Here is a 13243-nt window from a genome sequence, read left to right on the forward strand (position 1 = left end):
TCCGGTTTACGGTCCGAACGTCCTGGAGGTCGCCATGTCCCGCCGTCTGTTGTTCGCCGCTCCCGCCGCCGCTGTCATGGCGGCCGCCACGGCCGCCTACGCCCACCACGGCTGGAGTTCCTATGACGCCGACAACCCGATGCGACCGACCGCCGCCGTGGTCGACAGCCATTGGGGCAGCCCCCACGGCTCAATCGTGATCGAGGTCGAGGGCCAGCGCTGGGACGTGGTGCTGGCGCCGGTGTCGCGGATGAGCGCGCGCGGCCTGGCCGAGGCCGACATCGCCGTGGGACAGACGGTCACCGTCCATGCCTATCCGCACCGCGACGGCACGCGCGAGCTGCGCGCCGAACGGATCATCGCCGACGGCAAGACGGTCGAACTGCGCTGATCCCGGGTTTCGCCGAGACCGTCGCCGCCTCGCCCCTGGCCGACTGGGCCGGAGGGTCGGCCTGGGCCTATCCGATCGCCAACACCGCCCATGTCATCGGCGCCATCATGGTGGTCGGGGCGATCGGTCTGCTTGACCTTCGGGTCCTGGGCTACGGGCGCGGCATTGACCGTCTGGCGCTGCAGAGAGCCAGCGTACCGGTCGCCCTGATCGGGTTCGTCGTCATGGTCGCGAGCGGCGCGGTGCTGTTCGCGGCCGATGCCGTCGCCCTGGCCGGGTCCCGGCTGTTCGGCGCCAAGCTGATCGTGATCGTCCTCGCGGGACTGAACGCCCTGGCCTTCCACCGGGTCGGGCGCGGCGACGCTGCGTCTCCCACGCTCAAGGTCATGGCGGCCCTGTCGCTGGTCTTCTGGCTCGGCGTGGTGACCCTGGGGCGGTTAATCGCCTACTTCTGAGGCCCCTCGCTCGCGGGGCCGCGCTGCGGCATAAGGCGGCGATGAAATTCCTCGACCAGGCCAAGATCTACATTCGCTCGGGCAACGGCGGCGGCGGCGCCGTCTCGTTCCGGCGCGAGAAATTCATTCCCAACGGCGGTCCCGACGGCGGCGACGGCGGCCGGGGCGGCGACGTCTGGATCGAGGCGGTCGAGGGGCTGAACACCCTGATCGACTATCGCTACCAGCAGCATTTCAAGGCCCAGACCGGCCACCACGGCCAGGGCCGCAACATGCACGGCGGCAAGGGCGAGGACGTGCTGCTCAAGGTTCCCGTCGGTACCCAGGTGCTGGATGAGGACAAGGAGACCGTGATCCTCGACATGGACACGGTGGGCAAGCGTGAACTGCTGCTCTCGGGCGGCAACGGCGGCTGGGGAAACACCCGCTTCAAGGGTCCGGTAAATCAGGCCCCGAAACACGCCAATCCCGGCCAGGAAGGTCAGGAAAAGTGGATCTGGCTACGTCTCAAGCTGATCGCTGACATCGGCCTGGCGGGGCTGCCCAACGCCGGCAAGTCGACCTTCCTTGCCGCGGCCTCGGCCGCGCGGCCCAAGATCGCCGACTATCCCTTCACCACCCTGGCGCCGAACCTGGGGGTGGTGGACCTGTCCTCGACCGAGCGGTTCGTCATCGCCGATATCCCCGGCCTGATCGAGGGGGCGTCCGAGGGCGCGGGCCTGGGCACCCGGTTCCTCGGCCATGTCGAGCGCTCGGCCAGCCTGATCCACCTGATCGACGGGACCCAGGACGATGTCGTGGCGGCCTGGCGCACCATCCGCAACGAGTTGGAAGCCTATGGCGAGGGTCTGGGCGAAAAGGCCGAAATCCTGGCGCTGAACAAGATCGACGCCCTGACGGACGAGGCGCGCGCGGATAAGGCGGCGGAACTGGAAGCGGCCGCCGGACGTAAGCCTTATCTCGTCTCCGGGGTCTCGGGCGAAGGGGTGAAGGAACTGCTCCGCGCCGCCTGGGCCGAGGTGCGCCGCACCCGGGGCGATCTGATCGATGACAACAACACGGAGACGACTCCCCAGGCATGGACCCCATGACTTCTCGCAAGCCGATGGCCGCCAAGGTCATCGGCGCCGCCGACCGCATCGTGCTGAAGATTGGTTCGGCCCTGCTGGTCGACCGCAAGACCAACGCTGTCGACATGGTCCGACTGAAGGGTCTGGCCGCCGACATCGCCCAGTGGAAGGCGCAGGGCAAACAGGTGCTGGTGGTCTCGTCGGGCGCGGTGGCGCTGGGCCGACGGCGGCTGGGAGCCAAGGCGCGGGGCGGCGGGCTGGAGCGGAAGCAGGCCTCGGCGGCGGCCGGGCAATCGATGCTGATGCACGCCTGGGAATCCGTGTTCGATCCCTATGACATCGTCACCGCCCAGATCCTGCTGACCCGCGACGACACCGAGGTCAGGCGCCGCTGGCTGAACGCACGGGCCACGGTCGGCGCCCTGCTCGACATGGGCGCTCTGCCCATCGTCAACGAGAACGACACCATCGTCACCGAACAGATCCGCTATGGCGACAACGACCGGCTGGCCGCGCGCGTCGCACAGCTGATCAGCGCCGACCTGTTGATCCTGCTGTCGGACGTGGATGGGGTCTATACCGCCGACCCCCGCGTGGATCCGGACGCCAAGCATATTCCGCACATTGAGGAACTGACGCCGGAGATCGAGGCCATGGCCACCGGCGCCAACGCCGCCGCCGGGGTCGGGACGGGCGGCATGGCCACCAAGTTGATGGCGGCGCGCATCGCCGGCGAGGCGGGCTGCACCACCCTGATCGCCGCCGGCCGAGCCAAGAAGCGCGGAGCCCAGCATCTAGAGGAGGGACGCCGCTGCACCGTCATCGCCGCCTCGACCACGGTCAAGGCCGCCTACAAGCAGTGGATCGGCGGCTCGCTGGCGACGCGCGGACAGTTGGTGGTCGACGCCGGCTGCGCCACCGCGCTCGGCAAGGGCAAGTCGCTGCTGGCGGCGGGCGTGATTTCGGCCGACGGCGGGTTCGGCAAAGGCGATCCGGTGGAAATCTTCGACCAGACCGGCGCCGAGATCGCCCGCGGGCTGGTCCGTTACGATGTCGGCGACGTGTCCAAGATCGCCGGGCTGAGGTCCAGCCAACTCAAGGCGGCGCTGGGCTACGCGGGTGGTCCGGTCGTGGTCCACGCCGACGATCTGTCGATGAGGTGATCGGCCCCGAACCCCTCACGGGGTTGAAATCTCGCCGCCAGGGGCAAGGTTTAAGGAGATGAGCATGACCCAGACCGCTCCGGAGAGCCCCGCCCACACCCAGTCCGACACCGACCTCAAGGCTCAGATGCTGGACATGGGCCGCCGCACCCGCGCCGCGTCTCGAGCCCTGGCCCTGGCCTCAGCCGAGACCCGCACCCAGGCCATCGCCGGCATGGCCGAGGCGCTGAAGCGCCGGTCCGCCGAGGTGCTGGAGGCCAATGAAGCCGACTTGGAAGCCGCCAAAGCCAAGGGCATGGCCTCGGCGATGATGGACCGGCTGGCGCTCGACGAAAAACGCCTGGACGGAGTCATCGGCGCGCTGGAGAAGATCGCCGCCATCCCCGATCCCGTCGGCGCCGAGACCGCGCGCTGGACGCCGGACAACGGCCTGGACATCGCCCGGGTCCGCACCCCGATCGGCGTGCTGGCCATCATCTATGAGAGCCGCCCCAACGTCACCGCCGACGCCGCCGCCCTGGCCGTGCGCGCTGGCAACGCCGTGATCCTGCGTGGCGGGTCGGAGTGCCTGCGTTCCAATCTGGCCATCCACGCGGCCCTGGTCGAGGGACTGGAGAGTGCGGGGCTCAGCCCCGACACGGTGCAGATCGTGACGACGCGGGATCGCGCGGCCGTCGGCGAAATCCTGACCGGCCTGGATAAGTCGATCGACCTGGTGATCCCGCGCGGCGGCCGTTCCCTTGTCGAGCGGGTTCAGACCGAGGCGCGGGTCGCCGTGCTGGGCCATCTGGAAGGCGTCAATCACGTCTATGTCCACGAGAGCGCCGACGCCGACACCGCCCGCGACGTCGCCGTCAACGCCAAGATGCGCCGCGTGTCGGTGTGCGGGGCCGCCGAAACCCTGCTGGTCGATCGCGCGGCGGCCGAGCGCCTTCTGCCGCCGATCGCCGAGGCGTTGACGGCGCTGGATTGCGAGATGCGGGGAGACGAGGCGACCTGCGCTCTGGCGCCCCAGGCCAAGCCGGCCACCGACGCGGACTGGGCCACCGAATTCCTCGCGGCTGTGATCGCCGTGCGCGTGGTCGACGACATGGATCAGGCCCTGGACCACATTGCCCGCTATGGCTCGGGTCACACAGAATGCATCTTGGCCTCGGACGAAGCCGCCATCGAGCGGTTCCTGGCCCAGGTGGACGCCGGGATCGTGCTGGCCAACGCCTCGACCCAGTTCGCCGACGGCGGCGAGTTCGGCTTCGGCGGCGAAATCGGCATCTCCACCGACCGACTGCACGCGCGCGGACCGGTCGGCGCCGAACAGCTGACCAGCTTCAAATACGCCATTCGGGGTCGGGGTCAGACCCGGCCCTGAGCGGCGTCAGACGGCCAGATCGACCGTGACGGGCGCGTGATCGGACGGACGCTCCCATTCGCGCACGTCGTCATGAACGCGGGCGGTCTTCTTGGCTACGGCCGGGTGGAGACCCGGCGAGGCCCACAGGTGATCCAGGCGCAGACCCCTGTTGGACTTTCGGAAATCGAGCGCCCGATAGCTCCACCAGGAGAAGAGCTTCTCCGGCTCGGGGATGGCTTCGCGCACGACATCGACGAAACCCAGGGAGGCCTGAAGCCGCTTCAGCGTCTCCACCTCGACCGGCGTATGGCTGACGATCTTGGACATGTGCCGGTGGTTCCACACGTCGTTTTCGCCGGGGGCGATGTTGAAGTCCCCGGCCAACAGCAGCGGATGCGACGGATCGCGGCGACCGAACTCCCGGGTCAGTGCCTCGTAGAAGTCCAGCTTGTGATCGAACTTGGGATTCAGCGCCCGATCGGCCACGTCGCCGCCCGCCGGGATGTAGAAGTTCTGGATCTCGACGCCCTTGATAACACCCGAGACGCAGCGGGCATGGCCCTCGCGGCAGGCCTTGGTGTCGGGCGCGTCCTCGATCGGATGGCGCGAGGCGATGGCGACACCATGCCATCCCTTCTGGCCCATGACCTTCAGATGCGGGAGGCCCATGTCGCGAAACGCCTGCTCGGGAAACTCGCCGGTGCGGCACTTGATCTCCTGCAGGCAGATCACGTCGGGTGCGCGCTCGGCGACGAAGCGGGCGACCTGATCGGCCCGCAGGCGGACGGAGTTGATGTTCCAGGTGGCGACTCTCAGGCTCATGGACCGCGCCTAGCACGGCCCTGCGGCCAACGAAAAAGACGCCCGGTCCGAGGACCGGGCGTCGTTCGCAGTTTATGTCTCTCTCACGCCGCACCCGGGAGGGGATGACATCCGGGACGGAGGACGACCGCCGTCGCCCTGTGCCCAAACTGTCACGCCCCAGAAAAAAGGTCAACGAGAGAGCGTCCGATTCTCGAAATCTCGCGTGAGGTCGATCGTCGCGGCGCGACGATCTCTAGCTCCGGCCGGGACGTCGGGTCGGGTCGCGCAGCACGAACAGGCTGGACGCCAGGCCCGAGGCGGGCTGAAGCGTGTTGAGTTGCACCCGCGTGCGTTGGCCCTGCGCATCGATCAGGGTCCATTCCTGCAGGCGCATGGGCGAACCGGCGAAGGCCAGCACGGCCGAACCCTCGTTCGGTCGCCGACGGTCGCGCGCCACGATGGCGAAGGCACCGTTGCGGCTGCGGGTCACGCGATCGACGCGGACATCTTCGGCGAGGCGGACATTTCGCGACAGGAAGGTCGACAGCGGCGTCTGACCCAGCGGCACCTGACGGAAGGTGTTGATGCGCGGGTCATAGCGGCTGACGTTGTTGCCGTCCGAGACCACCAGCAATCCTTCCGGCGTGGTGTATTCGAAACGCATTTTGCCCGGACGTTGCAACCAGAAGCGGCCGCGATGCGTCTGTCCGCCCGGTCCGGTTTCCGTGAACGTGCCCTGGGCCGAGGTCAGCCTCTGGAGATACGCCGAGGCCTGGTCGACCAGGGTGCGGTCCTCGGCGCTCAGCGTCTGGGCGAGCGCGGGCGCGGCGAGGCCCGACAGGCTCAAGGCGGCGGCCCCAAAGGCCAGTTGGCGGCGTGAAAGCGTCATTCGTGTCGTCTCCCGTTCGGGATGTCTGATTGGATCATTGTGCAGGGCCTGTCGGGCAAGCCCGTGGCCCCAGCCTGACCATATTCCGGCGGCCCGATGAAGCGCGGTTCATGCACAACGGTTCCGCCTAGCCTTCGTCGAGCGCCGCCAGTCCCCGCGCCAGAGCCTTGCAGAACACGGTGGGCAGGATGGCGATCGCCGTCTCGACATCGGCCCACTGGTTGGACGCGCCGCGCTCGACGATCCCGCGCGCGGCTCGCACCTCGAGTGTCAGGGCGAAGTGGGTGAAGACGTGGTCGATAGAGCCGGCCTCGAGCCAGTCGCCCTCGGTCGGCGGCGTCTCGGCGGGCGCGTCGCCCCAGTCGGAGGTCGGCAGCCCCGCCATGCCGCCCAGGAGACCCTTGTTCGGCCGCTGGGCAAGGGCCACCCGCCCCTCGCGGTCCAGCATCACCCAGGCGATGCCCCGGCGACGCGGCTTCTTGACCTTCGGCGCCTTCACCGGGAACTGCTCCGGCCGACCCGAGGCGCGGCCCTCGCACCAGTCGGCCACCGGGCACACGCCGCACAGCGGCTGACGCGGCCGGCAGACCGTGGCCCCCAGGTCCATCAGGGCCTGAGCCCAGTCGCCGGGACGATCCTCGCCTACCATCCGGCCCGCGAGACGGGTCAGCTCTGGCTTGCCCCGGGGCAGCGGCGTCTCGACCGCGAACAGCCGCGCCATGACCCGCTCGACATTGCCGTCGACCACATTCGCGGGGCGGTCGAAGGCGATGGCCGCCACCGCCGCGGCTGTGTAGGCCCCGACACCCGGCAGGGCGCGCAAGCCTACCTCGGTGTCGGGAAAGACGCCTCGGTGCTCGCCGGCGACGGCGCGGGCGCAGGCCAGCAGGTTGCGGGCGCGGGCGTAGTAGCCCAGGCCCGCCCAGGCGCCCATCAGCTCGGCGTCCTCGGCGGCGGCGAGGGCCGTCACCGTCGGCCAACGGGTCGTGAACCGTTCGAAGTACGGGGCGGCGTGACCGGTGGTGGTCTGCTGCAGCATCACCTCCGACAGCCAGACGCGATAGGGATCGGGTCCGGAGCCCGACCGATCCGAGGGACCAATCCGCCAGGCCAGAGTGCGGGCGTTGTCGTCATACCAGGCGAGCAGCGCCCGCCGCGCCTCGGGCCTGATCGTCTCCGCCCGTTTTTCAGCCGACGTCGTCATGGAAGGGGCTATATAGGCCGATGCCCCGCGAACTGCCCTCGGAAAGCGAAGCCCGCGCCATCCTGGCGCGCCGCAAGAGCCGCCCCGCGCCCCGCCCCGCCCCGCCGGTGGGCCGCGCGCTGCAGCCCTTGATCCGCAAGCTGGACGATCGGTACGGCCGCGGCGCCGGGGCTCTGGAGCCCCGCTGGCGAGAGATCGTCGGCGATCGGCTGGCCAAAGTCACCCAGCCAATCAAGCTGACGCGCGGTCGAAACGGGTCCGGAGCGACGCTGGAGCTTCGCGTGGCGGGGCCGGCCGCCCTGCTGGTTCAGCATCAGTCGGCCGAGATCCTGGCCCAGGTGAACCTGTTCCTCGGCGAGGGCGCGGTCGAGAAGCTGCGCATCAGCCAGGGACCCGTGCGGGGCCTTCAGGCGGCGAGCGCGCCCGCCCGGCGCGCGATCAAACCGCCCCTGCCCGCCGAAGCGGAGGCCGAGTTGTCGAAATCCGTGGAGGCGGCGCCGGAGGGGCTGAAGGCCGCGCTGACGCGTCTCGGGCGCGCGGTGATGGGCGGCCGCTGAGCGACCGCGCCGACCTCAGACCTGGGCCGGCGGCTGACCCTGAACCTGACCCTGCATCTGGTCCTTGCGGGCGTTGTAGATGGCCGCGAAGTCCAGCGGATCGACCAGGAAAGGCGGATAGAAGCCGCCCTGCAGCGTGGCGTCGGCGATGATCTGGCGCGCGAAGGGGAAGAGGAAGCGCGGGCATTCGATAAGCAGCATTTTCTCGACATCGGCTTCGGGCACATTACCGATCTGGAACAGGCCGCCATAGACCAGCTCGACGTGGAACAGCGCCGTCTCCGGCGTGCTGGCCTTGACCGACAGTTTCAGGTCGACCTCAAACAGGCCGTCGGCGCGGCCCTTGGCGTTCATCTCCACGCCCATGTCGATGCCCGGCTTGGCCTCGATGCGCAGGCTTTCCGGCGCGCGAGGATTCTCGAATGACAGGTCGCGCACGAATTGGGCGAGGACCCGGAAGAACGGGCCGGTAGGCGCCGGCTGGTCCGAGGCGGCGGTGTCGATCGGGAGGTCGGTCATGGAAAGTCGATCACGGGCTGGGGGCCGATGGGCGGCCACGGAACAAGAGGGGCGCTGCTAGCATCCGTGACCGGTGGTCGCAATCTCGCCGTGATCGCCTCTGAGCGGCCGCCTCGCCTTGCGCGCGCCCGAATGGCCCCTTAATCCCGAAGATCAGTCTCGGGAAAGCGCATGCCGCAAGAATTCATCATCGTCATCTTCGCGGTGATCGCCGCCTTCGTGCTGTTCCAGCTCTACAATGTGCTGGGCAAGAAGGTTGGCCGCCAGCCCGAGGACAACGCCAAGAAGCTTGAGGCCGAACTGGCCGCCAAGGGCGCCGCCGCGCCGCCGCCGACTGCCGGCCCCGCGCGCGGCGAGCCGCCGCTGGCTCCGGAAGTCGCTCAAGGCGTCGCCGCGCTGAAGGCGCGCGATCCGGCCTTTGACGTCTCCCGCTTTCTGATCGGCGCCCGCAGCGCCTATGAGACCATCGTGCGCGCCTATGCCTCGGGCGACCGCACGGCGTTGAAGCCGCTCCTGGCCTCGCCAGTCATGGAATCGTTCGAAACCGGCATCGTCGCGCGCGAGACGCGTGCGGAGAGCGAGACGGTCGAGTTCGTCCATCCGCCCCGCGCCGATCTGGAAGCCATTGAGGTCGAAGGCGACCGCGCCCGCGCCAAGGTCCGGTTCCTGGCGGAACTGTCGTCGCGTCTAAAGCCGGCCGAGGGCGACGAGACCACCGAGGAGCGCCGCACCGCCGAGCACTGGACGTTCGAGCGGGCGGTCGGCAGCAACGATCCCAATTGGGTGCTGGCCCGGGTCGAGGCGGCCTCGGCGTGATTCTCGCCCGCGCGGCGCGTCTCGCGCTCGGTGCTATGGCCGCCGCATTGTTGGCGGCGTGCGCCGTGTCTTCGCCTCCGGCTCAGCGGTCGCCGACACCGCTTGGACCTCCGACCGCCGCGCCTCAGCCCGTCCTTCCCACACCGGCGCCGACCCTGCCGGACACTGGACCACAACCCTACTACCCGCCCGCGCCTCCGGGTCAGAACGTGTCCGAATTGCCCGGTTGGTCGGCCGAGGATCACGCCTCCGCTTTCGCCGCCTATCTCGGTGGATGCTCGGTTGATCGCGATACCGCTGCGCGCACGGTGTGCGACCGCGCTCGCCAGCTAGCCGCCTACGGCCCGCCGGACCGGGAACGGGCCCGCGCCTTCTTCGAAACCAATTTTACGGTCGAGCGCATCGGCGGAGAAGGGCTGCTGACCTCCTATTTCGCGCCCGAATACGAGGCGCGACGCCAGGCCAGCTATGAATTTGACGCGCCTATTCTGGGCGTGCCCGATGATCTGGCCCGCCGCCCCGGCGTCAATGGCCGAACGGCCTTCCGGCGGCTGACAGCCAATGGCGACTTCGTACAGTACCCCGATCGCGCCGCCATCGAGCGCGGCGAGATCAATGCGCCGGTGCTGGGCTGGATGCGGGCCGAGGATCTGTTCTTCCTGCAGATTCAGGGATCCGGCTATCTCAGCTTCGAGGACGGGGCCAAGGCCCGGGCGGCCTACGCCGCGGACAACGGGCACACCTTTGTCGGGATCGCCCGTCCCATGGCCGAGCGCGGCCTGCTACCGCGCAACGGGACCTCGGGATCAGCAATCATGGCCTGGCTGGCGGCCCATCGTGGCGCCGAGGCGCGCGAGGTCATGGGTCTGAACCCGCGTTACATCTTCTTTTCAATGGCGGCCGATGACGATGGCCATCCGGCCGGCGCGGCCGGCATGCCGCTCGTGGCCGGGCGCTCGGTGGCCGTGGACCCCGCCCACTGGGATTATGGGCAGGTCGCCTGGATCATCGCCGATGGCGGCAATCTGGCGGGCGCCCGGCGTGGCTATCAGGGACTCGTCATGGCGCTGGACACGGGGAGCGCCATTCGTGGTCAGGTTCGGGCCGACTACTACATGGGTCGGGGGGCCGCAGCCGGCGACGAAGCCGGCACGGTAAGGCATCCTCTGCGTATGTGGCGGCTCATACCGCGGCCATGAGGAAACCTCGTCAGGCGCCGTCGGCCGCTTCGCGCTGTTCGCGCGCCTCGGCTTCGGCAGCCCAGCGATCGGTGGTCTGATCGATCTCCTTGGCGGCGTCAGACACGCCGCTCTTCACGGCGCTACCGACCTGAGCGGCCTCTTCGGCCAGGGCGTCACCGGCCACGGCGGCGGCGTCGCCGACTTCTGCTGCCGTCGCTTCGGCGTTCTCGCCCGCGGCGGCGGTTTCGGCCGCGGCTTCATCCTGTTCGGCCTCGGAGCATGCGGCGAGGGTTAGGGCCGCAACGGCGGCGAGGCTGATGGCGCGCAGGGTCATGACGGAATCTCCGGTGAAGCTTAGGCGCTGAACGCGCGCCGGACGCGACGGTTTCGCGCCGCTCAAGCGACATGCGGCCGCGGCGACGAGAGAACGGCGATTGACAAGGGCGACGGCGCGGCGGGAAAGTCGCTCGGCGGCAGAGACGTCGCATGGGGGCGACATGAACGGACTGACTCAATTCCGCCGCTCGCGGCCGGGGCTGTCGTATCTGGTCGCCTTCACGATTATCGCGATCGGACTGGCCGCCCTGCTGATGGCGCCGCCCGTCGACCGCTATTTCACCCAGCCGTTCACCGCGTCACTCGTCCACGTCTGCACCTTCCTGATCAATCTGTTCGGCGGTGGTGTTCGGGCCGACGGCACCGTATTGGCGTTCGTCGACGGCCGTGGCGCGGTCAGGGTGGAGGCGGGCTGCAATGCAGTGGAGGTCTGCCTGCTGCTCATCGCGGCGATCCTCGCGTTTCCGGCTACCGTCAAACAACGGATGATCGGCGTCGCGGCAGGCGTGGCGGCGGTTCAGGCCATCAACCTTCTGCGCATCATCAGTCTGCTTTATCTGGCGCGGCTGGCGCCCGATGTGTTCGAATTCTTTCATGTATGGGTCTGGGACGCCTTGATCATGATCGACGCACTGGCGGCATTGATGATCTGGATCCGCAGTCTCGGGCCTGTCGGAGGGCCGACGTCTGAACCCCAGGGAATTGCGGCGTGAGCCCGACGAGCGAACCGCCTCCGGCCGACCGGTCGATTCGCTCGTTTGCGATCGTCACCGTCCTTGCGGCCATTCCGCTGCTGATCGGCTTTTGGTTCGGCGGCCACATCCTCACTCAATTGCTATCGCCCCTCGTTGAGCTTGCGGGTCGCAGCATTGGCGTTGTTGACACCCTGGAACCCGCGGACGGCGGCTGGCGCGTTGTGACCGGGGACATGGCGATCGGCTCGGACGGTCGCGGTGGCGTGCTGACGCTGCAATTGGCGGAAACCGAGCTGCTCAGGCTCGCGCTCTCCATTCCCTTTTTTCTCGCCCTCATGGCGGCGCCGCCGCGCGCGTCGCGCTGGCTGCTCAAGATGTTGATCGGCGTGACCGCAATGACGTGCGTCTGCGTGTTCTCGGCCGCCTGGGTGCTGTTGGCCAAGCATATGGTGGAGGTCAACCAACTGGATTGGGGAGCGGGGCTTCGTCACAGCGGGGTGCTGGTCGATGCCGCCCGATACCCGGACTGGATGGCCTATCCCGTCGAGCTGGGGGACTATGTGACCATGGCCATTCTGCCTCTCGCGGCGCCGGTGGTGGCGTGGCTTGTGCTCAATCTCGAGGCCCGCGCCATGGTGACCGGCGTGCTCAGGCGTCGAAGCGCGACGATTTCCGATTGAGGCGACTTGCCCGAGCGCAGCCTGGACGGCATCGTCGAAAGCGCTTCCAAGGGGCCGTGATTGACCGCCAAAAAACCCACCATTGACGATGTGGCGCGCCAGTCGGCAGTGGCTCGCACCACCGTCTCGCGGGTGCTCAACGGCGGACCGAATGTTCGCGAGGAGGTGCGTGAACGCGTCTGGGAGGCGGTCCGCGCCCTCAATTATCGCGTCAATCCACAGGCCCGATCCCTGGCTGGCGGGCAGAGCCGGACGCTGGCGCTGATCCTGGCGTCGGATCTGGAGGCCCAACCCAATTCCTTCTACGCCTCGGCGCTGGAACTGGGCGCCCTGCGTGAATGTCTGGCGTTGGGCTTTCAGCTGATGGCGCGCCCTGTGCCCCAGGATGCGCCGGACCGCCGTCGCCGGGTGCTGGAGGTGATGAGCGTCCAGCGCTGCCAAGGGGTGATCCTGACCCCGCCGTTCGCCGACGACGCCTCCCTGATTGAAGACATTCGTCGCGAGGGCGGCCACGTCGCCCTGATTTCGCCCGGCGGGGCTGGACGCAATCTGGCGGATGGGGTCGGCATCGACGACGAGGCCGGCGGTCACGACATCGCGCGCCATTTGATCCAGCTGGGCCATCGGCGTTTCGGTTTCATCAGCGGCATCGTGGGGCACCTGTCGGCGGAGCAGCGGTTCGACGGCTTGATGCGGGCGCTGGGGGAAGCTGGGCTTGCGGCGGAATCGGTTCAGGTCGCGCGCGGGGATTTCACCTTCCGCTCCGGGATCGAGCAGGCTCGACGGATGTTGGAGCAGTCCTCGGCGCCGACGGCCCTGATCTGCGCCAACGACGACATGGCGGCCGGCGCCCTGTCCTCGGCCCACGCCCTGGGTCTCGATATTCCCGGACAGGTCTCGATCACCGGGTTCGATGACACGCCGGTGTCTGAGATCGTCTGGCCGCCTCTGTCCACAGTGCATCAGCCGCTCAAGGACATGGGGCAGGCGGCCGTCCGCGCCCTTGCCGGGCGGGTCAGCGGCGCCTCGCGTGACGCACCCTGGCGGTTTTCGAGCCTCCCGCATCAGGTGGTGGTGCGCGGTTCAACCCGGGCCGCGCCTTGACTCACCGGGTGTGACCGGGCCGAATGTT

The 13243-nt window shown here is 68.6% G+C and carries 16 protein-coding genes; 11 read left to right on the forward strand and 5 right to left on the reverse strand.

Going from position 1 to position 13243, the window contains the following annotated elements; genetic code table 11:
- Positions 1-34: 34 nt before the first annotated feature.
- From EES48_RS10630 to EES48_RS10650, 5 genes are all read left to right on the forward strand, one after another.
- Entirely contained in the window at positions 35-391 is a 357-nt protein-coding gene (locus tag EES48_RS10630; protein WP_122466592.1) for a DUF6152 family protein, read from the forward strand.
- Between the two features lie 107 nt (positions 392-498).
- Positions 499-846, forward strand: coding sequence for a hypothetical protein (locus EES48_RS10635; protein WP_122466595.1), 348 nt, complete (start codon positions 499-501; stop codon positions 844-846).
- 41 nt (positions 847-887) lie between these two features.
- The gene (gene obgE / locus EES48_RS10640; protein WP_122466596.1) at positions 888-1937 is read left to right on the forward strand and encodes a GTPase ObgE; all 1050 of its coding nucleotides are present in this window, start codon (positions 888-890) and stop codon (positions 1935-1937) included.
- Positions 1934-3079, forward strand: a complete 1146-nt coding sequence (gene proB / locus EES48_RS10645; protein WP_420807948.1) for a glutamate 5-kinase — start codon at positions 1934-1936, stop codon at positions 3077-3079. Before obgE ends, proB begins: the two co-directional genes overlap by 4 nt.
- Positions 3080-3143: 64 nt before the next feature.
- Positions 3144-4448 (forward strand): glutamate-5-semialdehyde dehydrogenase, encoded by a 1305-nt coding sequence (locus tag EES48_RS10650; protein WP_420807949.1) that lies wholly within the window; start codon positions 3144-3146, stop codon positions 4446-4448.
- Between the two features lie 6 nt (positions 4449-4454).
- On the opposite strand, the gene xth is transcribed toward EES48_RS10650, so the two are convergent.
- From xth to mutY, 3 genes are all read right to left on the reverse strand, one after another.
- Complete coding sequence (gene xth / locus EES48_RS10655; RefSeq protein WP_122466598.1) at positions 4455-5252, reverse strand: exodeoxyribonuclease III; 798 nt, start codon at positions 5250-5252, stop codon at positions 4455-4457.
- A 235-nt stretch (positions 5253-5487) separates the two neighbouring features.
- Positions 5488-6123: a LolA family protein gene (locus tag EES48_RS10660; protein ID WP_122466600.1), complete on the reverse strand. Its 636-nt coding sequence runs from the start codon at positions 6121-6123 to the stop codon at positions 5488-5490.
- 127 nt (positions 6124-6250) lie between these two features.
- On the reverse strand, positions 6251-7327 hold the full coding sequence (mutY, locus tag EES48_RS10665) for an A/G-specific adenine glycosylase (RefSeq protein ID WP_122466603.1): 1077 nt from the start codon (positions 7325-7327) through the stop codon (positions 6251-6253).
- A gap of 20 nt (positions 7328-7347) precedes the next feature.
- Between mutY and EES48_RS10670 the strand changes: the two genes are divergently transcribed.
- Complete coding sequence (locus tag EES48_RS10670; RefSeq protein ID WP_122466605.1) at positions 7348-7884, forward strand: DUF721 domain-containing protein; 537 nt, start codon at positions 7348-7350, stop codon at positions 7882-7884.
- 15 nt (positions 7885-7899) lie between these two features.
- Here EES48_RS10670 and secB read toward each other — a convergent pair whose 3' ends face one another.
- Positions 7900-8403, reverse strand: a complete 504-nt coding sequence (gene secB, locus EES48_RS10675; protein ID WP_122466608.1) for a protein-export chaperone SecB — start codon at positions 8401-8403, stop codon at positions 7900-7902.
- Positions 8404-8574: 171 nt separating this feature from the next.
- On the opposite strand from secB, the gene timA reads away from it, so the two are divergent.
- Entirely contained in the window at positions 8575-9219 is a 645-nt protein-coding gene (timA, locus tag EES48_RS10680) for a TIM44-related membrane protein TimA (RefSeq protein ID WP_122466611.1), read from the forward strand.
- A gap of 209 nt (positions 9220-9428) precedes the next feature.
- A complete protein-coding gene (locus EES48_RS10685; RefSeq protein ID WP_240623320.1) occupies positions 9429-10418 on the forward strand; it encodes an MltA domain-containing protein in 990 nt (329 codons plus the stop codon).
- A gap of 10 nt (positions 10419-10428) precedes the next feature.
- On the opposite strand, the gene EES48_RS10690 is transcribed toward EES48_RS10685, so the two are convergent.
- Complete coding sequence (locus tag EES48_RS10690) at positions 10429-10734, reverse strand: entericidin EcnAB (protein ID WP_122466613.1); 306 nt, start codon at positions 10732-10734, stop codon at positions 10429-10431.
- Between the two features lie 163 nt (positions 10735-10897).
- Between EES48_RS10690 and xrtH the strand changes: the two genes are divergently transcribed.
- Genes xrtH through EES48_RS10705 form a run of 3 tightly spaced genes read left to right on the forward strand, consistent with a single transcriptional unit; the run spans position 10898 to position 13215 of the window.
- Complete coding sequence (gene xrtH / locus EES48_RS10695) at positions 10898-11449, forward strand: exosortase H (RefSeq protein WP_122466616.1); 552 nt, start codon at positions 10898-10900, stop codon at positions 11447-11449.
- Complete coding sequence (locus EES48_RS10700) at positions 11446-12111, forward strand: exosortase H-associated membrane protein (protein WP_122466618.1); 666 nt, start codon at positions 11446-11448, stop codon at positions 12109-12111. Before xrtH ends, EES48_RS10700 begins: the two co-directional genes overlap by 4 nt.
- 60 nt (positions 12112-12171) lie before the next feature.
- A complete protein-coding gene (locus EES48_RS10705; RefSeq protein WP_122466621.1) occupies positions 12172-13215 on the forward strand; it encodes a LacI family DNA-binding transcriptional regulator in 1044 nt (347 codons plus the stop codon).
- Positions 13216-13243 lie beyond the last annotated feature (28 nt).

Origin of the sequence: Brevundimonas lutea (genome assembly GCF_003704105.1) — a bacterium.
Lineage (GTDB): Bacteria > Pseudomonadota > Alphaproteobacteria > Caulobacterales > Caulobacteraceae > Brevundimonas > Brevundimonas lutea.

What these genes read in the sequence shown, in the direction of transcription:
- secB (WP_122466608.1), bottom strand. Translation starts at nt 8,403, where the DNA reads ATGACCGACCTCCCGATCGACACCGCCGCCTCGGACCAGCCGGCGCCT.
- EES48_RS10650 (WP_420807949.1), top strand. Translation starts at nt 3,144, where the DNA reads ATGACCCAGACCGCTCCGGAGAGCCCCGCCCACACCCAGTCCGACACC.
- proB (WP_420807948.1), top strand. Translation starts at nt 1,934, where the DNA reads ATGACTTCTCGCAAGCCGATGGCCGCCAAGGTCATCGGCGCCGCCGAC.
- EES48_RS10630 (WP_122466592.1), top strand. Translation starts at nt 35, where the DNA reads ATGTCCCGCCGTCTGTTGTTCGCCGCTCCCGCCGCCGCTGTCATGGCG.
- xth (WP_122466598.1), bottom strand. Translation starts at nt 5,252, where the DNA reads ATGAGCCTGAGAGTCGCCACCTGGAACATCAACTCCGTCCGCCTGCGG.
- mutY (WP_122466603.1), bottom strand. Translation starts at nt 7,327, where the DNA reads ATGACGACGTCGGCTGAAAAACGGGCGGAGACGATCAGGCCCGAGGCG.
- xrtH (WP_122466616.1), top strand. Translation starts at nt 10,898, where the DNA reads ATGAACGGACTGACTCAATTCCGCCGCTCGCGGCCGGGGCTGTCGTAT.
- timA (WP_122466611.1), top strand. Translation starts at nt 8,575, where the DNA reads ATGCCGCAAGAATTCATCATCGTCATCTTCGCGGTGATCGCCGCCTTC.
- EES48_RS10635 (WP_122466595.1), top strand. Translation starts at nt 499, where the DNA reads ATGGTGGTCGGGGCGATCGGTCTGCTTGACCTTCGGGTCCTGGGCTAC.
- EES48_RS10660 (WP_122466600.1), bottom strand. Translation starts at nt 6,123, where the DNA reads ATGACGCTTTCACGCCGCCAACTGGCCTTTGGGGCCGCCGCCTTGAGC.
- obgE (WP_122466596.1), top strand. Translation starts at nt 888, where the DNA reads ATGAAATTCCTCGACCAGGCCAAGATCTACATTCGCTCGGGCAACGGC.
- EES48_RS10690 (WP_122466613.1), bottom strand. Translation starts at nt 10,734, where the DNA reads ATGACCCTGCGCGCCATCAGCCTCGCCGCCGTTGCGGCCCTAACCCTC.
- EES48_RS10670 (WP_122466605.1), top strand. Translation starts at nt 7,348, where the DNA reads ATGCCCCGCGAACTGCCCTCGGAAAGCGAAGCCCGCGCCATCCTGGCG.